Origin of the sequence: Brevibacillus sp. BD137, from assembly GCF_041644655.1 — a bacterium.
Classification (GTDB): Bacteria; Bacillota; Bacilli; order Brevibacillales; family Brevibacillaceae; genus Brevibacillus; species Brevibacillus brevis_D.
On record NZ_JAOTNO010000001.1, the window covers coordinates 251,373 to 272,993 of the forward strand.

General features: G+C 46.0%; 23 protein-coding genes. 8 read left to right on the top strand and 15 right to left on the bottom strand.

Annotated features, from left to right (window positions below):
• Window positions 1–296: 296 nt before the first annotated feature.
• Window positions 297–1,232: an ATP-dependent DNA ligase gene (locus tag ODZ53_RS01435; RefSeq protein ID WP_372675667.1), complete on the bottom strand. Its 936-nt coding sequence runs from the start codon at window positions 1,230–1,232 to the stop codon at window positions 297–299.
• Window positions 1,233–1,583: 351 nt separating this feature from the next.
• Here ODZ53_RS01435 and ODZ53_RS01440 point away from each other — a divergent pair, with 351 nt between their 5' ends.
• Window positions 1,584–2,468, top strand: a complete 885-nt coding sequence (locus ODZ53_RS01440) for a carboxylesterase (protein WP_372675669.1) — start codon at window positions 1,584–1,586, stop codon at window positions 2,466–2,468.
• Between the two features lie 132 nt (window positions 2,469–2,600).
• Here ODZ53_RS01440 and ODZ53_RS01445 read toward each other — a convergent pair whose 3' ends face one another.
• The 4 genes from ODZ53_RS01445 to ODZ53_RS01460 are packed head-to-tail and all read right to left on the bottom strand — an operon-like array spanning window position 2,601 to window position 6,944.
• Window positions 2,601–3,959, bottom strand: coding sequence for a GerAB/ArcD/ProY family transporter (locus ODZ53_RS01445; RefSeq protein WP_015891926.1), 1,359 nt, complete (start codon window positions 3,957–3,959; stop codon window positions 2,601–2,603).
• A gap of 12 nt (window positions 3,960–3,971) precedes the next feature.
• Complete coding sequence (locus tag ODZ53_RS01450; protein ID WP_041749510.1) at window positions 3,972–4,208, bottom strand: hypothetical protein; 237 nt, start codon at window positions 4,206–4,208, stop codon at window positions 3,972–3,974.
• On the bottom strand, window positions 4,201–5,367 hold the full coding sequence (locus tag ODZ53_RS01455; RefSeq protein ID WP_372675670.1) for a Ger(x)C family spore germination protein: 1,167 nt from the start codon (window positions 5,365–5,367) through the stop codon (window positions 4,201–4,203). Before ODZ53_RS01455 ends, ODZ53_RS01450 begins: the two co-directional genes overlap by 8 nt.
• Window positions 5,364–6,944, bottom strand: coding sequence for a spore germination protein (locus ODZ53_RS01460; protein ID WP_372675671.1), 1,581 nt, complete (start codon window positions 6,942–6,944; stop codon window positions 5,364–5,366). The genes ODZ53_RS01455 and ODZ53_RS01460 overlap by 4 nt, the downstream gene beginning before the upstream one ends.
• Before the next feature lie 169 nt (window positions 6,945–7,113).
• Between ODZ53_RS01460 and ligD the strand changes: the two genes are divergently transcribed.
• The 3 genes from ligD (at window position 7,114) to ODZ53_RS01475 (ending at window position 9,251) form a co-directional block, all read left to right on the top strand.
• Window positions 7,114–8,016: a non-homologous end-joining DNA ligase gene (gene ligD / locus ODZ53_RS01465; RefSeq protein WP_372675973.1), complete on the top strand. Its 903-nt coding sequence runs from the start codon at window positions 7,114–7,116 to the stop codon at window positions 8,014–8,016.
• A gap of 73 nt (window positions 8,017–8,089) precedes the next feature.
• Window positions 8,090–8,887 carry a prolipoprotein diacylglyceryl transferase gene (gene lgt, locus ODZ53_RS01470; protein WP_199929864.1) on the top strand — a complete coding sequence of 266 codons (798 nt, stop codon included), beginning with the start codon at window positions 8,090–8,092 and terminating at the stop codon, window positions 8,885–8,887.
• A gap of 124 nt (window positions 8,888–9,011) precedes the next feature.
• Window positions 9,012–9,251 (top strand): hypothetical protein, encoded by a 240-nt coding sequence (locus ODZ53_RS01475; protein WP_015891931.1) that lies wholly within the window; start codon window positions 9,012–9,014, stop codon window positions 9,249–9,251.
• 70 nt (window positions 9,252–9,321) lie between these two features.
• Here ODZ53_RS01475 and ODZ53_RS01480 read toward each other — a convergent pair whose 3' ends face one another.
• The 3 genes from ODZ53_RS01480 to ODZ53_RS01490 form a co-directional block, all read right to left on the bottom strand.
• Window positions 9,322–10,341 (bottom strand): inorganic phosphate transporter, encoded by a 1,020-nt coding sequence (locus ODZ53_RS01480; protein ID WP_015891932.1) that lies wholly within the window; start codon window positions 10,339–10,341, stop codon window positions 9,322–9,324.
• Window positions 10,334–10,951: a DUF47 domain-containing protein gene (locus ODZ53_RS01485; protein ID WP_007728239.1), complete on the bottom strand. Its 618-nt coding sequence runs from the start codon at window positions 10,949–10,951 to the stop codon at window positions 10,334–10,336. Before ODZ53_RS01485 ends, ODZ53_RS01480 begins: the two co-directional genes overlap by 8 nt.
• 159 nt (window positions 10,952–11,110) lie before the next feature.
• A complete protein-coding gene (locus tag ODZ53_RS01490) occupies window positions 11,111–11,797 on the bottom strand; it encodes a GGDEF domain-containing protein (RefSeq protein WP_372675672.1) in 687 nt (228 codons plus the stop codon).
• 285 nt (window positions 11,798–12,082) lie between these two features.
• Between ODZ53_RS01490 and ODZ53_RS01495 the strand changes: the two genes are divergently transcribed.
• The 3 genes from ODZ53_RS01495 (at window position 12,083) to ODZ53_RS01505 (ending at window position 14,118) form a co-directional block, all read left to right on the top strand.
• A complete protein-coding gene (locus tag ODZ53_RS01495; RefSeq protein WP_372675673.1) occupies window positions 12,083–13,147 on the top strand; it encodes a type III polyketide synthase in 1,065 nt (354 codons plus the stop codon).
• 2 nt (window positions 13,148–13,149) lie between these two features.
• Complete coding sequence (locus ODZ53_RS01500) at window positions 13,150–13,677, top strand: isoprenylcysteine carboxyl methyltransferase family protein (RefSeq protein WP_372675674.1); 528 nt, start codon at window positions 13,150–13,152, stop codon at window positions 13,675–13,677.
• Between the two features lie 120 nt (window positions 13,678–13,797).
• Window positions 13,798–14,118: a hypothetical protein gene (locus ODZ53_RS01505; protein ID WP_199929868.1), complete on the top strand. Its 321-nt coding sequence runs from the start codon at window positions 13,798–13,800 to the stop codon at window positions 14,116–14,118.
• Between the two features lie 16 nt (window positions 14,119–14,134).
• Here the strand turns inward: ODZ53_RS01505 and ODZ53_RS01510 are convergent, their stop codons facing one another.
• The 4 genes from ODZ53_RS01510 to ODZ53_RS01525 form a co-directional block, all read right to left on the bottom strand.
• Window positions 14,135–15,250 carry an aminopeptidase gene (locus tag ODZ53_RS01510; RefSeq protein WP_372675675.1) on the bottom strand — a complete coding sequence of 372 codons (1,116 nt, stop codon included), beginning with the start codon at window positions 15,248–15,250 and terminating at the stop codon, window positions 14,135–14,137.
• Window positions 15,251–15,396: 146 nt separating this feature from the next.
• Entirely contained in the window at window positions 15,397–15,579 is a 183-nt protein-coding gene (locus tag ODZ53_RS01515; RefSeq protein ID WP_064200654.1) for a YozQ family protein, read from the bottom strand.
• Window positions 15,580–15,698: 119 nt separating this feature from the next.
• Window positions 15,699–16,175, bottom strand: a complete 477-nt coding sequence (locus ODZ53_RS01520; protein ID WP_372675676.1) for a hypothetical protein — start codon at window positions 16,173–16,175, stop codon at window positions 15,699–15,701.
• Between the two features lie 74 nt (window positions 16,176–16,249).
• Entirely contained in the window at window positions 16,250–16,675 is a 426-nt protein-coding gene (locus ODZ53_RS01525; RefSeq protein ID WP_015891940.1) for a MarR family winged helix-turn-helix transcriptional regulator, read from the bottom strand.
• A gap of 387 nt (window positions 16,676–17,062) precedes the next feature.
• Here ODZ53_RS01525 and lepB point away from each other — a divergent pair, with 387 nt between their 5' ends.
• A complete protein-coding gene (gene lepB, locus ODZ53_RS01530) occupies window positions 17,063–17,623 on the top strand; it encodes a signal peptidase I (protein ID WP_372675677.1) in 561 nt (186 codons plus the stop codon).
• A gap of 61 nt (window positions 17,624–17,684) precedes the next feature.
• Here lepB and ODZ53_RS01535 read toward each other — a convergent pair whose 3' ends face one another.
• The 3 genes from ODZ53_RS01535 to ggt form a co-directional block, all read right to left on the bottom strand.
• Entirely contained in the window at window positions 17,685–18,506 is an 822-nt protein-coding gene (locus ODZ53_RS01535; protein WP_199929872.1) for a M15 family metallopeptidase, read from the bottom strand.
• Window positions 18,507–18,588: 82 nt separating this feature from the next.
• Window positions 18,589–19,479, bottom strand: a complete 891-nt coding sequence (locus ODZ53_RS01540) for an NAD-dependent epimerase/dehydratase family protein (RefSeq protein WP_372675678.1) — start codon at window positions 19,477–19,479, stop codon at window positions 18,589–18,591.
• Between the two features lie 5 nt (window positions 19,480–19,484).
• Window positions 19,485–21,539: a gamma-glutamyltransferase gene (gene ggt / locus ODZ53_RS01545; protein WP_372675679.1), complete on the bottom strand. Its 2,055-nt coding sequence runs from the start codon at window positions 21,537–21,539 to the stop codon at window positions 19,485–19,487.
• Between the last annotated feature and the right edge of the window lie 82 nt (window positions 21,540–21,621).

Genomic DNA, 21,621 nt, shown 5'->3' on the forward strand with positions numbered 1-21,621 from the left:
GCTCCCTTCCCATGAGGTGTGGTGGACGTACCACGGAAGGAGGAAACAGCTCAACCAGATACAGCCCAAATCCGCTAAACCGATCAGTTGCTTTATACAGAGTAGTATAGCTCGAATTCAATACTTAATCAATAAAAAAGTTTCGTAAAATTCCAACAAGAATCCATCCACTCACACCGAATGATCGCCAGGTGAATTTTCAACTTTCGCAATCAAAGGATAGTTTCACAGAAAAACATCCCACCATTTAAGATGAGGGATATTTTTTATGTTCCATTGTATTGCACCATGAGAATCTACTCCAAGACACAGTAATCAACAGGTATATCAACAACTGCTTGAATACTCGGTTGCCGTAACGTATAGCCTTCTGTCCATTCAGCAAATTGTACCTTAACCGTGACACTTGGTCTCAGCCACACAGCACCTTTGAACCTTGCTGGGGTATTTACAAAGGGCCTATCATTTTGTATCAAAGGTACAATCTTTTCCGTCAGAGTCATCCAGTCATTTCGAGTTAATTTACCAGTTCCTGCGTGGCCTATATAAAATAAGCGCCCTTCCGGATCATACAGCCCTAACAAGAGAGAATTCACAACATTATCACGCAGCGTAACTCCCCCAACGACAGCTATGGTGTCCCGATAGTATTTTTTCTTTTGCCACTGTTTCTCTTTCCCACCAATTACGTATTTGCTGTTTAGATTCTTCACAACAATGCCTTCCATACCATGCTGTTTGATGACCTCGTACATAGCGTTTCCATCATCATGACCGGTCACCAATTGTACATGGTCGTTTGGAATAATGATTTCTGATAGCAAGTTGAGACGCTCTCTCAATGTAAGATTGTTTATCCACTCATTATTTGTAAATAGGACATCAAATATCATGTAGGTAATGGGGACAGCCTTCTGTGCCTGGCTGACTTTCTCCAATCGTCTAATCCCATCCCGCCGCATCACTTCATGAAATGACGGTTTTCCGTCAGCTCCTAGTGCAATCACTTCTCCATCTAAGATCACCGAGCGAGCATTGCAATATGTCTGTATGTCAGCTAACTCTGGGTATTGGTGAGTCCGCTCATTTATTCTCCGATTGTATAGACGAGTCCCCTGACCATCAAAGTAAGTCAGGATTCGGACTCCATCCCATTTAACTTGAGCGATCCAGTCGGCCCCTTGGGGTATTTTCTCACAGCTAATTGGCTCCATAGGTATGAGTGGATTCATTTTTCACCTCTGAAAAGGGTGTAGTATTACTCTTATACTGCTCTTTATGGGAGTATTTGTTGTTCTTCATACCAAATTTGATTTCAGAAATTATCCCCATATGCAAAAACACCGGGTGGATTAGTCTCTGTAGTACCTGAAGTTACCACGAATTCATTTTTATCATCAGGGAAACAAATCTGTTATACTTCATTTTCAACACTGTATCAATCAATAAAACTCTTTATTTTATCGTATCATTGACACAAAAAAATAATCTGTACTATATTGAATGACATATTTGTATCACTAAAATAGATTTCCCTATTGTTTTTTCACATCAATATAAACAGGATTGGGAGGAAGCATTGTATGTCTAACCATGCATCGTTCATTTCACCACCAAATGACAGTGGCGTTCACTATTATCAAACCTATGAAGAAAGCCTTACTCTTTGGCCAGTTCCTTACGAATCATTTTATGTATCTACCCGTTTCGGACAAACGCATATCATTGCAAGTGGCCCAAAGGATGCACCACCACTCGTATTGCTACACGGAGCCTTGTTTAGTTCCACCATGTGGTATCCGAATATTGCTGATTGGAGCCGCAAATACCGGACATATGCCATTGATATCATGGGCGATAAGAACAAAAGTGTTCCTGAGGATTTAAACGGTACAAGAGCGGGTTACGCCGAATGGCTTCTCGATGTGTTTGACAATCTGGGTATCAAAAAGGCGAATATGGTTGGACTTTCGCTTGGTGGGCTTCATGTTATGAATTTTGCTTTACGTGCAGTCGAGAGAGTGGAAAAGGCTGTTTTACTTAGTCCTGCGGAAACATTCGTATCATTTCATCCGGATTTCTACAAATATGCACTTGGTCTTGCGCTGCCTAACGGCGTTGAGAATTTTATAAAGTGGATGATGGGCGATCGTTACGTGTTACACCCAAATTTTGCAAAGCAGTTTCATGCTGGAGTTATGTGGGAGGATGAATTACGAAATCCAAAACCAAAGGCTGATGGATTCCCTTATGTTTTCACTGACGACGAATTAAAATCAGTAAAAGTTCCGATTCTCTTATTGCTTAGCGAGCACGAAGTCATTTATGACCCTCAGTCCGCCTTACATCGTGCTTCGACTTTTGTTCCTGGTATAGAAGCGGAAATCGTAAAAAATGCTGGCCACGTTTTGTCGATGGAACAGCCAGAGTACGTTAATGGACGTGTATTGAGATTTTTAGATATATGAAAGACAGAATGTAAAGGTGGATGAAGGCTGGCGCGCTTTCACGGAGAGAATCCAGCCCCTTGTCCAACAGAAGATGCCTTTTGCTAATAAGCCACCACGCGCAGCCAATAGGGAACCCCTTGGCTTTCGACCTTATTGTCGAAACGTTCCTGCCTGCTTTGCTCTCCCCAGCCTTTGCTTGCCATGATTAAGAGCCTGCATTTCCCCGTAGCTCGTCAACAGCGCTATCAGTAAGAAGGCAATGTACAAAACAGCTGTGGCAACCCCACCTACCGCTGATTTATCCTTAAAAAAGTCCCCAATCAATATCACGATCACACAACCGCTTAAACAGACTGTCGTGGTCCACACCATCGACCGGTAAAATCGATAAAGCTTCGTTCCTTCGGGAATGAGGCTTTGCTCTCTTCCTTTATTCTTTCTCCTCACATGAATAAGCAAAAAGAGCGCCAGCGGCAATTGAAACGCGAGCACGATCAACGGCAAGCTATAACTAATAAATTGATCGATATCTGCTATATTTGGAAACGCGAATATGGAGGATACAACGATAAACCATCCACACGGTGCATTGAGTGTATTGTAATGCCGCTGTCCCCCAAACGATCCAACCCCCACTAAAAATGCCAAGTAAGCGACAATGACTTTAATTGTGAAAGCGGGGAACCAAACACTAAAGAGGATCATTTCAACCCTGTCCAAAAAATCTGTGACGTGGATTTGCTGGACGAGAATATAGATGGGGAAATTCAGTCGACCGGCGATAATGAAGCCCATCACCCCGAGCAAGACGAGCAGCATAATCGTCGTTCCAAAGCCAACGATGATGATCCCGTGCTTCATCGCAGCATAAAATAGCCGCGGCTCCACAACAGCATGCAAGAATGCCCCAATGAGAAAAACATCACCATATACTCCCACTGGTAGAAAGTTGCTGACCACGATCCGATCCAATCTACTGGTTAAGATTGGTTCCAATCGCTCTACGTTGTATTCATTCATCAGCAGGAAATATAACGAAATGCACATGATGAAATAAACAGGAAAATAAAACTCATTTACCCGTGCTGCCACCTCAAGACTCGTTTTACCATAGTACATCATCAACAGGACGAAGACGAGTAAGATGATCTCCAATGGCGTGGTAGGCAATAAAGAGATATGCAAAAAATCAGCAGCCCCTTTAATATCGATCGCCAGGATGATCCAAATGTAGAACAAAATGAGTAGATTGACAGCACCACCAATCCACTTCCCACCGATAATAAACAAGATTTCAAAGATATTCTTCCCTGGGTAAGCCTCAACGAGCTCACTCAAAACGTACGCGATAAAAATCGCATAAAAAATGGGGAAAATTTGAGAGAACCAAGCATCCATCCTTGCTACTTGAACAACAGACCTCAAGAAACTGATCATCATTCCTGTCATCAAGACACTGCCGACGAGCCAGGCAATTTGTCGATGATTGACAACCTGCTTGTGAATCATACTTGGGCCTCCTTATACGAACTGATCCAGCCACCTCTTCACATGGGGAGAGAAAATGTTCATAATGCTACTCGTTGGAAGCATTTGATAATACTGGAATTGCAAGGCGATTAAACAAACAATAGTTAGGGTGTAGAAAATAACAATAACTCCCCGCTGTCTTCCATCCATGCCTTTTCGCTTCAGGATAAATTCCCCAATGGAAAGTATCAGCATGAAGATAAAAAAGACCAGAAATATTCTATTCATGATCATCTTCACCTTTGGTTATATTCTTCGTTGTCTGTCCGAAATTGGATATGCTCACTTTGGATCGGATTTCATATGTGATTTTCGGAAGTTCCTCATTCCACCTGTTCCGATATCGGTCTCGCCACTCTCGCGGATAATTCCTTGACAATGCAATTCCTAACCCAATGAAGTCTGATTGTTTCTTTTGGATCGTTTGCATCATATGGTTCACGCCGTTATTGATTTGCTCGACGAGCTTCGCTTGCAGCATTCTAATATTTTTCTCTTCCTCGAGATCGAGGTTTGACAGATTCTCCACCACAACGGCAGAAGCGTATAGGTCAATTTTGAAATGGATGTGGCCTTTCCTAATAACGGGCTTGATTTTCGCCCTTCCTTTCGACAGAGTTATCGTAAGCCGTTCGTGCTTGGTAAGGGGCAGCACAACAGAAAACGGTGTAAAATCGCGTTGGAACAATCGCAAGCCAAGCAATTCTTTGGGCTTCGCTATGGTTACGAGCTTGTCGTGTCGAAATAAACCTACCCCCGTGGCCTGTATTTCCTTTGACTTTCCTTTCGGATGGGACTCCACTGCTGCCAGAACGGGTAAGATGGCATCAACCCCTGGTGTACCGAGCATCTGGGCCACATCCTTCAACGTTACCTTAATGCCCCCCATCTTGACCAACTCACGCATCGCTTCTCCTGAAAAACGTTCAAATTGCGGCTGTGCGGTTAGTAATTCGATTGCTTTGCCTTTTGTCATGACAATGTAAGCCGTCAGTCTGTTTTCCGGAAAGCGCGCGACAATATCAAGAACATCCGACATTCCGTCCTTCGCCAGTTCTTCGCCAATGACGATCATCCGGTGATGGGAGTAATAAATTTCTCGAGACATTCTTGACTGGATCAATCCATTCGCTTCCCGGATTGTCCTGCCTACTGCGGAATCAACGTAATAACTCTTATCACCACTCGTCCCCCCACCTCCTCCAGACTGTGCACCCAGACTGCTGACGAGGGGAACCTGAATGGATAACCGATACCTACCGTCTGGTTCCTTATCCATCGCCATTGCTATGACAATAGCCATATCATTTACTTCACGCCGATCCCAACAACCAGAAACCAGGAACATACAGACCGCCACAATCAACAAGCGGGTCACAGTCTTCACGATTCGCCCTCCTCGTTTGGATGACGGTTGCCTGTCACCCCTGATTGCCCTCCTCTTTGCTGAATAGAATTAGCAAAACCATCATTCATACGCCTTGCATTTTGTACACCCAAAAAGCTCGGGCGTTTTTCCATCATCGACCATGGAGCTCTTATCAGTACGTCTTTAAGATCGCCGATCGACATCGGTCCTAGCGGCGATAAATAAGGGACACCAAAAGAGCGCAGGTTGGCCATATGCCCGAGGATTAGCAATAACAATACCAGCATTCCATAGATGCCGAGGATTGAAGCGGCTATCATGATCGGAAAGCGCAGCATTCTGAGTGAAATCGATGCATTAAAATGCGGAACGGTAAATGAGGCTATCCCTGTGAGCGATACGACGATAACCATGGGGGCAGAAACAATCCCTGCCTGCACAGCTGCCTGACCAACGACCAACGCACCTAAAATACTGACGGCTTGCCCAACCGTTTTCGGGAGGCGAATCCCCGCTTCTCGCAAAGCCTCAAAAGAAACTTCCATGATTAAAGCCTCTACAATAGCCGGAAAAGGAATAGACTCGCGTGCCGCCGCAATACTTAAAAGGAGTGTGGTTGGTAGCATCTGTTGGTGATAGGTCGTAATGGCCACGTATAAAGCAGGGGTAATGAGCGAAATGATGAGAAAAACATAACGCAGCAGTCGAACAAGGGTAGCCATTTGAAATCGCTCGTAGTAATCCTCGCTGGCCTGCATCATCATCCAAAACGTAACGGGCACGATTAAAACCATCGGTGTCCCATCCACAAATATCGCGACACGTCCCTCCAGCAATGCCGCAGCAACCGTGTCTGGGCGCTCCGTATACATAACCTGAGGGAAAGGCGAGTATGTGTTATCCTGGATCATCTCTTCGATATATCCGCTTTCCAGCACAGCATCTAAATTGATCTTACTGATTCGAACAGTAACCTCCTGTACGATCTCTGGATCAGCTATCCCATCCAGAAAGGCAACCACCAGATTGGTGTTTGTCTCACGTCCAACTACCAAAGACTTCATTTTCAATCGAGGTGTTCGCAATTTGCGCCGCAGCATCGACGTGTTCGTGCGAATATTTTCGATAAAACCCTCACGCGGCCCCCGTACGACGGCTTCTCCTTCTGGTTCATTAACCGAGCGCTTTTCTGCTCCACGAATGCCGAGCGTAAGCGCTTCTGTATTTCCCTCTACAAGAATACCTGTATCACCTGAAAGCACAGCCTGTAGCAGCTTTTTATAATCGTCTACTCTTCCCATCTGGGAAACAGGCAAAAGTGACTCTTCTATCACTTTTATATCTTTATCGCCATCTTCAAGCACCATTAACGATTTCAGTGCGGAATTGACCTCTTTGGTATCAATGAGCCCATCAACGAAGACAGCAATCGCACGGACACTGTTTTTTTGGCAGAAATCTCGTATGACAAAATCGGAGCAATCAGCGAACATTTTTTTCAATAGCTCAATGTTCTCTTCCAATTTAGGAGAAATTGGTATACCCTCCAGCTCAATCAAGCTGCAGGCATTCATTGTCTCAATCAGTTCCTTCATTTTATCTTTCTTCTTGAATTCCATTTTCATCACCAACCGTTGGAAAGCTACCCGTATTATGGTTGATTGGCAGGAAATATATGCAAAGAGCTATTCCCATCACATAGAGAATCGTGGATGGGAGATAGTAGGAACACCTATACCGTTTCAAAAGAAGGTGAACATGTCATTGTGTCCTGCAACAAAAGAGTACGAGCTGACGATCGACAATCACACATTGTCCATCACAAACCCTGACAAGCCTCTTTGGCCAGAGGCCGAGGTAACCAAGCTAGATTACTTGCGCTATTTGCTGATTGTTGCAGCACCACTACTCCGGTATAGCAAGGATCGGCTCTTAACCGTCATTCGCTACCCTCACGGAATCGGTGACAAGCACTTCTATCAAAAGAACGCCCCGGACTATGCACCCGACTGGATACAAACGCATATGTGGGAAAACGTACGTTACGTACTGTGCAATGACCGGGCGACACTCGTATGGATGGCGAATCAAGCGGCATTGGAGTGGCACGTCTCCTTTCACCTCGCCAAGGATGAGACTCCGACAGAGCTCGTGTTTGACCTCGACCCTTCCACAGATGACTTTGCTGTTGTGATAGAGTCTGCCCTCTTATTGAAACAGCTGCTCGATGAATTACAGCTGCCTTCATGGGTCAAGACATCTGGTTCCAGCGGCTTGCAAATCTATGTTCCGATCGAGCTCCGCTATACGTTTGAACAGACGCGCCAAGTCGGACATTTCATCGCATCCTATTTAGTCAGCAAGCATCCCTCCCTTTTAACCATCGAGCGCTTAGTGAAGAATCGGGGAGATAAGCTGTACATTGACTATTTGCAGCACTGGCGAGGAAAGACATTACCAGCCCCTTATTCAACCCGTGCAAAAGAACAGGCTACCGTCTCAACGCCACTCGTGTGGGAGGAAGTTCCCGATTGTCATCCCACAGATTTCACCGTTTATACGGTACCCAAACGACTGGAAACATTTGGGGATTTATTCTCCTCCATATCTGCCCCGACAAAACGGGCCTCTCTTGATGCCATCCTCGGCTTTTTGCAGTCTCAGTAAGCCGTTAGTTGGAATCATGCTGCCTATTTGTGCTATACTTGGCACAGATGTTTTGAGGCAAGGAGGCACATTCATGATTGATCCGATCGCAATTGCAATCGGCCCCTTAAAGATTCACTGGTATGGCATTATAATGGGGCTGGCGTTTTTCTTGGGTACTTATCTCGCTCGCTACAATTCCAAACGTTCTGGCATTGATCCCGATCACGTCTTGAACATGGTGGTTCTGATCATTCCAGCAGCCATCGTTTGTGCAAGATTGTATTATGTTACGTTTGAATGGCAGCAGTACAAAGACAACCCACTGGACATCTTCGCAGTTTGGCAAGGCGGCTTGGCTATTCACGGTGGTTTAATCGGTGGTGTTCTGGCAGGAGCCTGGTATATTCGAAAACATAAACTACCGTTCCTTCGTTTGGCTGACATTTTTATGCCGAGTGTTATTTTGGGTCAAGCCATCGGACGTTGGGGAAACTTTATCAACCAGGAAGCACATGGTGGTCCCGTCTCTGCTGAGTTTATGGAAAAGTTCCCTGCGTTCATCCGCGAACAAATGTTTATCGGCGGACAATATTACCACCCTACATTCTTGTATGAATCGATGTGGAACCTTGTTGTTTTCGCCATTCTGCTGCTCATGCTGTACCGATTCAAAAAATTCGATGGACAGGTCTTGTTTAGCTACATGATCCTGTATTCGATTGGACGCTTCTTCATTGAGGGCATGCGTACAGACAGTTTGTTGATAGCCGATACCCTGCGTGTCGCTCAATTAGTCAGTCTGTGCTTAGTTGCTGCCGGTGTCATCTTGATGCTCGTGTTTGCACGGAAAAGCAAGCAGGCCGGACATTCCCAAAACTCGATCGAATAACGTCAATATGCCATATCTATTGCCACTCAGGTCAGTCCGACCGGGTGGTTTTTTCTTTGCCTCGTCTGAATTGTCGCAATGCAGGCAATAACTAGGAGAAAGAATGAAAAAGGAGGGAAATAGGATGGATGACGGAATTTTGGAAGAGTATCTTGATCGCTACGTACGTATTCATTTTGCTCCTGATAGGATCGGCCAAGGATTATCCGCGTATGCAGAAGGCAAATTGTATGATTACAGCCCAAATGGCATATTAATTGAAGAACGAGATGGCTCGCTTGACTATATCCCATTCTCTGCCGTACGCCTCGTGCAAATTAAACCCAAGCCGGGCTTATGGGAGCGTTTAACGGGATCAAGTTAATGAAAAAGACACCTTCCCGCGTACTTTACAACGGAAAGGTGTCTGTTGTCTGTTGGATAAAGATGTAGCTCTACAGGAAAACGTCAAACACGACGTAGCATGCAGCAGCCAAAAGTCCGGTAATCGGAAGGGTAATGACCCATGTGACCAATATTCGGCCAGCCAGGCCCCATTTTACAGCGTTCAGCTTTTGCGATGCCCCAACCCCCAAGATGGCGGATGTGATCACATGCGTTGTGCTCACTGGCAGTTTCAAAGCTGTAAAGATTGTGATAATCAAGGCAGAAGACAGGTCTGCTGAAAAACCGGAAATTGGCTTGATTTTCATAATCTTACCACCCAAGGTCTTGATGATCCGCCATCCACCAAAGGCTGTTCCTAATGCCATTGCAAGAGCAGCTGAAAGTTTTACCCACAGTGGAATAACGAATTCGCCCGGTGCTTGTACCAAGAATCCTCCAGAAATCAGAGCAAGGGTGATTACGCCCATTGTTTTTTGCGCATCGTTGGCTCCATGGCTGAAAGCCTGCCAAGAAGCAGACAATACTTGCATCGAACGGAAACCTTTATTGGTTTTGTGATACGCAGAGTTACGAACAAACCAAGACACAAGCTTGATCACCACAAAACCAATAGCAAAGGCAACAAGCGGTGATATGATCAACGCCTGAATAATGCTAATGAAACCTGACCAGTTAATGGCGCCACTTCCTGCGGCACCAAAAGCGGCACCTGCAACGCCTCCGATAATCGCGTGCGAGGACGAGCTAGGAATTCCGAACCACCAGGTGATTAGGTTCCACAAAATCGCAGATGTCAACGCCGCCAAAACGACGACCAATCCATTTTCTAGCTTGAATGGATCGGTAATGCTTCCCCCGATTGTCTTCGCTACCCCCGTATACGAGAGTGCACCAATCAAGTTACACAGGGATGCAATAATAATCGCGGTTTTCGGACTTAATGCGCGTGTCGAAACAGAAGTAGCAATCGCGTTCGCCGTATCATGAAAACCATTGATAAAGTCAAATGCTAACGCCATGATGACGACGAGTACGAGAATAATCACCTCTGGCGAAAGATCAGGCATTCTTTAACACGATCCCTTCTACCAGGTTGGAGACGTCCTCAGCGAAGTCAGCACAGTCTTCGAGCTTATCGTAAATCTCTTTGAGTTTGATCGCTTCCATTGGGTTGGTATCAGGAGAATTCAACAAATCAGATACCATTTTGCGGTAGTTGGAGTCAGATTCATGCTCCAAATCTTTGATTTCCCCAGCGATTTGTGTAACGACTTTATGATCCAGCTTGCGCAGTGTGCGAATCAGCTCGATCAGCTTAGCCGAGCATTTCACCAAAATATTGGCTTGTGCCAATACACGTGGATCTGGTTGAGTGACTTGGTACAGATACATACGATCAGCGACACCGTCAATGTAGTCGATCATCGAGTCCATCGTATGAGCGAGTTGGTGAATGTCTTCACGCTCAAGCGGAGTGATAAAAGTAGAGTTCAACTCGTTCATGATGCGACGAACGATTTCGTCTCCTTCTTTCTCGACAGCCTTGATTGCCTTGACCTTTGTTTCTAGATCTTGATAGTTTCCTATCATTTCATAGAAAAGATGAGTTCCTTTGTGTACCGTGGCAATCTGCTGTTCGAACAGATCAAAGAAGATATACTTGTTTGATTTCAACATACGGGACTTCTTCACTCCTTTGAATAAATGGCACCTACAAGATTATATCGAATGTTATTGTTTCCGTAAATTTAAAATCAAGGTCAAATGTGTATATTTTTCTTTAAGGAATTATTAAGTTTTTGTAAATGCTCTTTACAATAGAAAAAAACACTCGTGTCAAGAGAGAGGACGAGTGTTAGCCTTGCCAATATTTATCATTTCATTCGAAGCGACCATCATGCAATCTTTCCTTTTTTTCGCTTCATACATAAGCATATCTGCTTTTTTCGCTAACTCTTCCGCTGTTGCGGCATGGTGTGGATACGAGGCTACTCCGATGCTGACAGTGACCCCTGAAAGTGCGTCTCGCACTTGATTTTGAATTCGTTCTCCGATTCCCAGTGCTCTTCTTGTGTCTGTCTGCGTTAACAAAACGACGAATTCTTCCCCGCCCCACCTTCCAACAATGTCTTGTTTCCGTACACTTGCTTGCAAGATTCTTGCAAATTGGCAAAGGAGTCTGTCGCCTTCCATATGGCCAAATGAATCATTGAATATTTTGAAATTATCCAAATCAATAAACAATAAGGTAACAGATTGATGATTGCTTTTTGCCAACTCTACTTCTGCGACCAACTTGTCCAGAAATCTGCGATTGACGAGAACGCCTGTGAGTGAATCGTGATAAGCCATCTGCCGCAGCTGATCTATATATTTCCCTATACGATAGGCAGCAAGCGTCTGAATGACAGCCACAAGAAAAAGAAAGATAACCATACTCTCATCCGTCGGCAATCCGTATCCGATCAGCCAAACCGTGATGATTCCACAGGACACACCCAAGCTAATCCAGCGTGAGCCCAAAGTACACTACCCCCGATCTATCCGATGTTCCCCTCTTTTCATTCATACATTAGACCTATCTATCAAAATCTAAAGTAGGTCTTTTTTCATATAATCAGGAATATTTTACCTATCTTTTTTTATAAGTTCAACCAAATCCACGAAACTGCCACTTATTCATTCAAACGAATCATGGAAAAATGCTGACAATCAACCTGCGCCTTCGCACATGGTGCTGCATGAATTGGAACCAATTGGAAGGGATAAGCTAAGGGCTAATCAAAATAGACGGGAGTGAATGAATGGATGCCCCGTATAGAAGCAGTAGCTACAGCAGTACCTTCCCATGAGATTACACAAGAGGATTCCATGAAGCTGGCACGCCTATTTTTTCAAGATGCTTTTCCCGATATAAACCGTTTGTTACACGTATTTGCACATAGTCACATTCAGAAGCGATATTTTAGTATGCCAATGGATTGGTTTTTGGAAGACCGCCCGTTTGCGGAGAAAAATCAATTGTATATCGAGCATGCGGAAGCCTTGGCAGAGGAAGCAGCTCGAAAGTGTTTGACAAAAGCTGGGGTCGAGCCGTCATCCATCGATTGTCTGATGTTTGTATCAAGCACTGGCATTGCGACCCCAAGCCTTGATTCCCGCTTGCTCCATCGTTTAGGACTCCGTTCCCAAGCAACCCGTGTCCCGTTGTGGGGCCTTGGCTGTGCTGGTGGAGCGATGGGATTGTCGCGTGCATGCGAGTACACCCAGGCTTATCCCTCCCGGCGAGTATTGCTTGTGAGCGTAGAACTGTGTGGCTTGACCTTCATCCGACAAGATTTGTCCAAAAGCAATTTGGTCGCAACCTGCCTCTTTGGAGATGGAGCCGCAGCCGTATTAATAGAAGGAGATCAAGTCTCGTCCTCTTCGGACACACCTAAAGTTCAATTCTGTGATGCGCGAACGACAACATGGCCGGACACGGTAGATATTATGGGATGGGAATTGACCGATCCAGGGTTAAAAGTCATTTTCTCTCGTGACATCCCTACTCTCATTCGTTCTTCCATGCGAGAAAACGTGGAGAGCTTTTTGTCACCGCATGGGATGTCTATTGACCATCTACGCCATTTCATTTTCCATCCAGGTGGCGCCAAGGTACTAACGGCTTATCAGCGGTCCCTGGGTATTGACACAAAAGCCACTCGGTTTTCTGAAGATGTCTTAACCAATTTTGGAAACATGTCGTCCCCTACGGTTCTGTTCGTCCTGGAAAAAAGCATGGAGAAGGCGTGGGAGCCAGGAGATCGCGGATTGGTCGCTGCGCTTGGACCTGGGTTTAGCTCCGAGCTCTTACTTCTGGAGGCGAGATAGTCATGTTGCTCTTTTTTGGATTTGTCATGGCTGGAGTCGTGTTACAACGGCTGGTAGAGCTTCTCATTGCCATGAGGAATGCTCGCTATATCCGCTCGAAAGGGGGCTACGAAGTTGGGGCGAGTCATTACAAATACATCGTCCTTCTTCATTTTCTCTTTTTTCTCTCGCTCCTTTTCGAAGTGGTGGGAAAAGGCAGCGCAATGGTTCTGCCCTCTTGGTGGGCCATTCCGTTCTGCCTGTTTTTAATCGCGCAAGGACTTCGCTATTGGTGTATTCGAAGCTTGGGCAAACGGTGGAATACCCGCATCTTCATCCTCCCGGGCGAGGCTCCAATCAAGCAAGGTCCTTATCGGTTCATTCGTCACCCCAACTACTTGGTCGTATCGCTTGAGCTGCTGCTACTCCCGCTGACATTTTCCGCTGTGGCAACTGCCCTGGCGTTTTCTCTCTTAAATGCCTGGTTACTCCTGCGCATACGGATACCCATGGAAGAAACAAGCATCTACGATGGTCATCGTGAGTCATAAAAACGAAAAGTCTTTGGCACACGCACATGCCAAAGACTTTTTATCAGACAAAAGGTTTATCACTTATCATTCAACGGGTAAAGAAAAGAAGCTGTTACTCTTTCCCGTGAGGTGGATCAAGTGAATCGTACAACCATAGTGGAGCCTCAGGAGACAAAGCGGATCATCATCCGAGACTTTTTCGCTTTGATTGAAGCGGTACCGAACAAGGATGACCAGGCTAGTATTCAAACATTTCTCCGCTATTTGCAAAGCCTGCTAAGAATCAAGCAAGTCGTTCCACCGGTTGTGGAAATCATGACGGTCGTCAAACAAAACAAGCCACTTCTCTACCACGCGGCACGCAGAATTACTCTTCCTTCAAGCAATCTGCACATGCTATTTCAGCTAGAAATGGATATTATGCTTGCGCACGAAAGGCTCCGACAGTACGACAAATGATGGGGTAGGCTATACCTTACCCTTTCAAGTTTTCTGGATTCAGACATTCAAGCTCTGCAATGACAAAACGACCATCTTTGCGAATCAGGACGTCATCAAACCAGATTTCCCCTCCGCCCCAATCCGGACGCTGGATGGAAACCATGTCCCAGTGCACAGACGATTTGTTGCCATTGTAAGCTTCGTCATAGCATTGACCAGGCGTGAAGTGGAAGCTTCCGTCTATTTTTTCGTCAAACAAGATATCTTTCATCGGGTTGCGAATGTAAGGATTCACACCGATGGCGAATTCTCCAATGAAGCGCGCTCCCTCGTCTGTATCCAAAATTTGATTCAAGCGTTCGGTATCGTTCGCTGTTGCTTCGACAATTTTGCCGTCCTTGAAGGTCAGGCGAACATTTTCGAATGTGAAGCCGTGGTATGGTGTTGGCGCATTATGAGTGATAACACCATTTACAGAATTCTTCACAGGTGCTGTATACACTTCACCATCTGGAATATTGCGCAGGCCAGCACATTTCACAGCAGGGATGTCCTTGATTGAGAAGCTGAGATCTGTTTCAGGTCCTACCAAGCGTACCTTGTCTGTGCGATTCATCAAGTCAACCAGACTGTCCATTGCTTTGTCCATTTTCGCGTAATCCAGGTTACATACCTGGAAGTAAAAATCTTCAAAAGCTGCTGTAGACATGTTCGCAAGCTGCGCCATGGAAGGATTCGGATAACGAAGAACAACCCACTTCGTTTTTGGCACGCGCACGTTCATCACTGGCAGCTCATACAGGCGAGAATAGATACTCAGCTTGTCACTTGGAACATCAGCCATCTCATTGATGTTGCTCGCTGCACGAATCCCGATATAACCTTGCATTTTCTCCATGAGTTCACCTTCATGTTGAGCCATGGTCTTCAACTGCTCTTCCTTACAATTCATTGCGATTTCTCGGCTTACGGCGGGATCAATCAATTGAACATAAGGACTGCCGCCTGCTTTGTAAATCTCACGCACGAGGGCTTGCACCAAATCCGGTGTGTCCCCTTTCGCGTTGATCAAAATGTTTTCCCCTGGCTGTACTCGTACAGAATAGTTAACCAGATTGTACGCTAATTGATCTAATCGTGAGTCTCTCATTCGTGGCACACCCTTTTTAAATTTTCTGATTCCTCTTGTATTCTTACCGATACAATCTACTAAGTCAATAAAAAATTTTTTATCAATGGAATAAAAAGCGGCCAGCCTCCTTGTATCCGGGCTGGCCTTGCTCTTTTCCTGTGCTTTTACATCGTCTGTTCTCTGTCCTCAATAGTTCCCATCTTGTACATGTCACTGACCTGCTCCTGCGTCGTAGCCAGACCAGCCGTATGTTCGTCTGCCTCTTGATAGTAGACGGCTGTGCCAGCATCTTCAGCCCCCAACTCTCTCGCCCTGGACTGAGCCTGATCCTTATCATAACCTGCCATTTTCGTTCCTCCTTCCATTTGATTTCTATCCGCTTTAGTTTGTACGGGAATCTCCAAATTTAGCAAAAAAAGACGCCTTGCCCAATCGAGGGACAAAGCGCCTTTATATTCAGCTATGCTTATTTTTCGTTATCAGATTCTGGAGCGATCATTGCCCAACCAGCTGCTGGAGCACTCACAGGAGTTACGCCACCAGTGATAACATATTGATCTGCTCCTGGCATCATTGCCCAGCCAGCTACGTTAGAGATGACTGGAACATATTGACCACTCACCCATACATACTCATCTTTACCTGGCATGATGACCCAGCCACCTTGTTGATTCAAACCTTGAATTGGAGTAACGGTTTGTGGAGTCACAGGTTTTACTTCAGGTTTAGTTGCTGGTGCAGTTGTTGTAGCATCAGTTGCCGGCTTTTCTTCAGTAGCTGGCTTTTCATCTGTTGCAGCTTTGTCTTCTGTTGCCGTTGTTGTTGCTTCTTTTGCAGGAGTCGTTTCAGTAGCTTTTACTGCCTCTTCAGCAAATGCAGCTTGTGTGAAGAGAGCTGCTCCTAAGATACAAGAACTCATGATCAGTGTGCTTTTCTTTTTCATATGTGTACACTCCCATTCCGCGGTACACACTTTTGTCTTACACGAATGTCCCCAAACCCGAACTTGAAGGCATGCTATATGCACTGCTGCATTTTCCTGAGAAAATACGTAAACTGCTCTAACTCGTCGTCAGTCAGATTCTCCAGCAGCTTTCCTACTAGTGCTCTCCTGTGGCACAAAAGTCCTTCCAGAGTTGGAACGGCTTGTTGTGACAAAGTGACCCACACGACACGTCGATCCTGTTCATCTCGAACCCGGTCAATAAAACCGGCCTTGACCAACCGATTGAGTGCGATCGTGGTGGCACTATTGGATAACTTCAAAATAGTCGCCAGCTCAGAAACTGTGCTTCGTCCTTTTTGATGTAGCACACGTAGCAAGATAAACTGCTTCGGACTGATTGACTCTTCCTCTAGCCAATTGTTAATAAAGAAACGAGCAATCTCGACAAAAACTCGATCCAGTTCCTCAAGTTTACTGGCACGGGACATATTGCTCACGACATCACCTATTTTCGGAAAATTAATAATATAAGTACTTTTACTATAAAACTATATAGCCTAAGTACCGGAAGATCAATAGGACTCCCGAAATTATTTCTTTTCACGAAAGATATGTATGAGCCAGACAAAGTGTTTACCACTTAATATTTTTATTGTAAAACTTATTTCAAGAACATCTTAACTCAAACAGGAAAAACTGACAATAGGTAAGCTAGCAAAATAATATTTCGACTTTTTCCAGCTTCATCCACCAACCAATTATTTCCTTGAATCATCTTTCGTATCTATTCGTATAGCATGTATAATGGGAAGACAGCCTTACACACACGAGGCAATTGAACCAGGCATATTTGCCACAGAAATCACATACATAGGAGAATTTCAATGGAACAAACCAACCCTACACCAAAATGGAAAGTGGAATTGCTTGATTGGTTAAAATCGTTTGTCTTGATTGGTGGATTGACAGCCTTCATCTACGTATTTGTCATGGCTCCCTACGTCGTCCAAGGGCGCTCCATGGAAAGTACGTTGCATGACCGCGAGCGCGTCATCGTAAACAAAGCGATTTACTACCTTAAAGAACCGCAGCCTGGTGATATCGTCATCATTCATCCAGATGCTACTGGCGACAACTGGATCAAGCGCGTGGTCGCAGTTGCTGGTGACACCGTTGAAGCCAAAAATGATCAAGTGTACGTCAATGGCAAACCGCTCAGCGAAGAGTATTTGGTCGAAAACAAGCTAAAAACCTCTGCGGCAGGTGTGACGTTAACCGAAGATTTTGATCCTGTGAAGATTCCTGAGGGCAGTGTGTTTGTCATGGGGGATAATCGCAACAACAGTATGGACAGCCGCGTCATTGGCCCTGTTGAACTGGATCATGTAGTAGGACGTGCAGAAGCTGTATACTGGCCGCTGTCCCAGATTCGCCTTCCACATTAACATGGATCCAGGCAGAGAAAAGCCGCTCCTTATCGGGGCGGCTCTTTTCGTTTTGATGACGTTATTTGTGGGCAATTGCCGCTTCAGAAAAATAATCCTCCAAAGTAAGGCCACCTGCCATAATTTCTTTTGCCATTTCCTTCCCTACATAACGCAAATGCCAAGGCTCATACGCATATCCAGTCGTATCTTCCTTCCCCTTCAAATAACGAATGACGAACCCAGAATCTGCACAGTTGGCTGCCAACCATAGTCCTTCAGGTGTCTCACCAAACGATTCTTCCAGGCGTGTACTAGCATCATGTCCGGACACATCCATAGCCAAGCCAGTCTGATGCTCGCTCTTTCCAGGCACGGCACTGTAGGCAGCGGCATGTTCTGCACCTTGCGTCCTTACATACGTTTCGTACAGCGATTTTTGAGTCTTATATGAGCGATAGCCAGAAACGGCATACAGTTCAATACCTTCTGTCTTTGCTTTGGCAAACAGTTCTTCTAAAGCTTGTGCGGCTTCTGCTCGCAGCAATCGCTTCTCCACTTTTTCATCAAAGGGAAACGGAACATTCGGCTCTACCAAATCCGGTGGAATATAATCGCCAGGCAATGCCCGCTGTTTATTTACGACAACTGAGAGATCTGTTGCATTCGTAACGGTTGGCACTCCATCCACATCTTTTATCGTCTCTGCAAGCGTTGCCCGTTGGGGACGTGTCGTCTCCTCTTTATTCGGCTCACCTGTCGTTGCTTGCGTGCCCTCACCTGCGGGCTGTCCATTCGACTCGCTGGATAGCATTCCGCTTAATGAGGGAGGTTCACATCCACTGAGTAGTGCTACTGATAGCGCTGCGATGATCGCAAGGCTGCTGGTGCGATTTTTGTTCATGATCGATCCTCCTGGTTCCTTACAGACACATACGTTCTGCTCTACCTTACCACGGAGTAGTACGAAAAAAAAGGTAGATAGGTCACGCTTTTTCAGCGGTATATTTCTCGTTTAGGTGTTTGACAAGCGCTGGTAACCATTCATTTAGCACCCAAAATGGGAAGCCCGCAGCCTTAGCCTTTCCGTTATCCATGTACAAGGATGCTAAAAATCCAAAGGGAGACGCGTCAGAAGCATCTGTCGTTTGTTCGATCCGGGCAGGTTTTCCGACTATTTGCGCAATGGTCTCCATTAGCTTAGCAAGCGAAACAGTCCCATCCGAGCACGCATTCACTGGCCCTGTGATGGACGTTGTCGTCAGCCATGTCAAAAATTGAGCTGCTTCCTGTGCATGTATGAAGCCCATCTGTGCAGCGGGATTCGTGATACCAATCGGCCGCTCCTCTTGGACATGCTCAATATGAAACCATAGCCGCTGTGTGTAATCGTCTTCCGCCAGTACGATTGGAAAACGAACGGCTACGACAGGAAAGGCCTTTTCTTGAAAAAAGACGGCTTCTGCTTGACGCTTTCCCTCTTGATAGGTTGTCTCGTCTCTCGTTTTCAAGTTGATTGCATACCTGTATGGATCAAATGCTCCTTCCTGTAGTGGTTCCTCGGCATAATCGTAGACGGACAAGGTAGAGGTCAAAACGTACTTCCCCACTTTCCCCCGAAAAACCTTACACGCATCCAGTGCATTTTGAGAGGAATAGCAGATGTTATCGTACACCACGTCCCACTGCTGTTCCCCTGCAGCCGCTAGCGAGTGGACGTTATCTCGGTCAAGCGTCATTCTTTTGACAGCGGCAGGCAACTCCACTTGGGTAAGCCCCCTCGTTGCCACGGTAACGTCTGCCCCCGCTTCAACGAGAAGCTGGACCAATCGCTTTCCAAAAAATCGCGTTCCGCCGAGTACAAGTACTTTCTTCATTTTTGCTACATCCTTTCCTTGATCAGCCTACTTTTGTTATTCAACTCGATGGACCGCTCTCCTTCCTTCCACATGACCGTATAGCCCAGCTTCTCGCCAACTTTTTTGACAGGCAAGTAAGGAATTCCCTTCACCATGACCACATCAGACTGGAAGGACGTCACTTTTTGTCCCAGCCCTAACAGCAACTTGTTGGCGTGAACATACGCTACTCCATCTATCATCACTTTTTGATCGGCCGTGTATGGATAGACATTGCCGTTTACTCGTAAATGAAAGGGCCCATCTTTTTCTTTTGGGGACTGGATTGGCTGAGCAGCCGTATACGCAATGGCATCGACCCCGAGTACAGTACCCTCGCGTGTGTTATCTGCTCCGCCGTACATTTTTCCCGTTTCAAAATCGTACACAATCGCTTGGACGTTGCCAATGTTTGTCGGTTCCTCAGCAAAGACGTGACCTTTTGCCATCAATTGCAAGATGACATCTTGATCAATGCCTGCTTCCCACGTCACATTCGGATAGCTGCTAGAAAAGATCCGTGGTGCACGGATGGCATCCTCAATTTCCATTCCATGATCGATCACATTAAGAATCGTCTGCGATACAGAGGCGATAATGGTTGAGCCACCAGGGGAGCCAATTGCTAAAAAAGGCTTCCCGTCTTTTAGCACCATGGTTGGCGTCATGCTCGAACGTGGACGTTTGCCGGGCTCGACCTGATTGACTCCGCCAGGAATCGCGTCAAAATCTGTCAGCTCATTATTGAGCATGAAGCCATAACCAGGAACCATCACACCGCTGCCAAAAATATCTTCGATCGTGGTCGTATACGCAACGATATTCCCCCATTTGTCCATCACAGAGAAATGCGTGGTCTGCTTGACCGGAGATTGATCTCTCAGTTTCATGGACACCACTGGCTTTTTGCCAGGATCGTATTTCCAAGGATCTCCTGCCACTACATTGGCATTCGCTGTCTCTTCACGAATGAGCTGGAGCCGCTCCTTGATGTATTCGTCCGCAATCAGCCCCTTTTTCGGTACTGGATAAACATCCGCGTCCGCCATAAACGCCGCCCGGTCTGCGTAGGCAAGGTGATTAGCTTCGATCAGATGATGCAAATAGGCTACCGACCCAATTCCGTCCTTTTGGTTATCGTAGCCTTCCATCAGCTTCAAAATCTGAATGAGTGTCAAGCCACCAGAACTGGGGGGTGCCATCGAAATCACTTCATATCCGCGATACATGCCGTGGACAGGTTCACGCTCTTTTACTTGATACGCCTGCAAATCATCGAGAGTCATAGAGCCTCCCGTCCTTTGTACCTCCTCGACGAGTGCCTTGCCAATTTCCCCTTCATACAAGGCATCAGAGCCTTTGTCGCGGATGATCTTCAACGTTTTCGCCAATTGGGGCTGAACCAGCACCTCGCCTTCTTTGAGTGGAACGCCGTTTGGCGCAAACACCTGTGCAGCAGCCCCGTGCTTTTTCAGCTTTTCCATGGAATTGGCAATAAATTGAGCGGACACCCAGTTGACGCGAACTCCTTTTTCCGCCAATTCAATCGACGGTTCTATCACTTTTCCCAAGTCCCATGTCCCATACGATTCCAACGCCTGCTCTACGCCCAGCAATGTGCCTGGGACACCTACGGCCTGACCACTCGTATGTCTCTCCTCAAATGGGATCGGCGTACCATCTGCCTGTAAAAACATATCGGGAGTCACCTTGGAAGGAGCCACTTCTCGACTATCTATCACCGTCACTTTGTTTTGATCCTTCACATAAATCATCATAAAACCACCGCCGCCGATACCGGACATATACGGTTCTGCTACATTTAGCGCAAATTGGATCCCAGCCGCAGCGTCAATCGCATTGCCGCCTCTTGCCAAGATATCTCTACCGACCTGTGCCGCTGCTGGATGAGAGACCGCGACAATTCCTTTTGTAGCTCCTTGCACGCCTGCTGGCACACCCGGGACTTTCCCCACAGCCAAATGAGGAAACGAAAGCACGGTAACAATCGAGAGGGTAACCATCATCCCTTTTTTCATGCGATCCCTCCTATTCCATTTCATTAACTCCTTCTATTATTATAATTTTCAGCAATTTTCAAGGTCAACCCACATTCACAGT

What these genes read in the sequence shown, in the direction of transcription:
- ODZ53_RS01495 (WP_372675673.1), top strand. Translation starts at nt 12,083, where the DNA reads ATGCCCCGTATAGAAGCAGTAGCTACAGCAGTACCTTCCCATGAGATT.
- ODZ53_RS01460 (WP_372675671.1), bottom strand. Translation starts at nt 6,944, where the DNA reads ATGAAGGAACTGATTGAGACAATGAATGCCTGCAGCTTGATTGAGCTG.
- ODZ53_RS01535 (WP_199929872.1), bottom strand. Translation starts at nt 18,506, where the DNA reads ATGAACAAAAATCGCACCAGCAGCCTTGCGATCATCGCAGCGCTATCA.
- ggt (WP_372675679.1), bottom strand. Translation starts at nt 21,539, where the DNA reads ATGAAAAAAGGGATGATGGTTACCCTCTCGATTGTTACCGTGCTTTCG.
- ODZ53_RS01540 (WP_372675678.1), bottom strand. Translation starts at nt 19,479, where the DNA reads ATGAAGAAAGTACTTGTACTCGGCGGAACGCGATTTTTTGGAAAGCGA.
- ODZ53_RS01445 (WP_015891926.1), bottom strand. Translation starts at nt 3,959, where the DNA reads ATGATTCACAAGCAGGTTGTCAATCATCGACAAATTGCCTGGCTCGTC.
- ODZ53_RS01500 (WP_372675674.1), top strand. Translation starts at nt 13,150, where the DNA reads ATGTTGCTCTTTTTTGGATTTGTCATGGCTGGAGTCGTGTTACAACGG.
- ODZ53_RS01515 (WP_064200654.1), bottom strand. Translation starts at nt 15,579, where the DNA reads ATGGCAGGTTATGATAAGGATCAGGCTCAGTCCAGGGCGAGAGAGTTG.
- ODZ53_RS01520 (WP_372675676.1), bottom strand. Translation starts at nt 16,175, where the DNA reads ATGAAAAAGAAAAGCACACTGATCATGAGTTCTTGTATCTTAGGAGCA.
- ODZ53_RS01440 (WP_372675669.1), top strand. Translation starts at nt 1,584, where the DNA reads ATGTCTAACCATGCATCGTTCATTTCACCACCAAATGACAGTGGCGTT.
- ODZ53_RS01510 (WP_372675675.1), bottom strand. Translation starts at nt 15,250, where the DNA reads ATGAGAGACTCACGATTAGATCAATTAGCGTACAATCTGGTTAACTAT.
- ODZ53_RS01485 (WP_007728239.1), bottom strand. Translation starts at nt 10,951, where the DNA reads ATGTTGAAATCAAACAAGTATATCTTCTTTGATCTGTTCGAACAGCAG.
- ODZ53_RS01475 (WP_015891931.1), top strand. Translation starts at nt 9,012, where the DNA reads ATGGATGACGGAATTTTGGAAGAGTATCTTGATCGCTACGTACGTATT.
- ODZ53_RS01450 (WP_041749510.1), bottom strand. Translation starts at nt 4,208, where the DNA reads ATGAATAGAATATTTCTGGTCTTTTTTATCTTCATGCTGATACTTTCC.
- lepB (WP_372675677.1), top strand. Translation starts at nt 17,063, where the DNA reads ATGGAACAAACCAACCCTACACCAAAATGGAAAGTGGAATTGCTTGAT.
- ODZ53_RS01480 (WP_015891932.1), bottom strand. Translation starts at nt 10,341, where the DNA reads ATGCCTGATCTTTCGCCAGAGGTGATTATTCTCGTACTCGTCGTCATC.
- ODZ53_RS01435 (WP_372675667.1), bottom strand. Translation starts at nt 1,232, where the DNA reads ATGAATCCACTCATACCTATGGAGCCAATTAGCTGTGAGAAAATACCC.
- lgt (WP_199929864.1), top strand. Translation starts at nt 8,090, where the DNA reads ATGATTGATCCGATCGCAATTGCAATCGGCCCCTTAAAGATTCACTGG.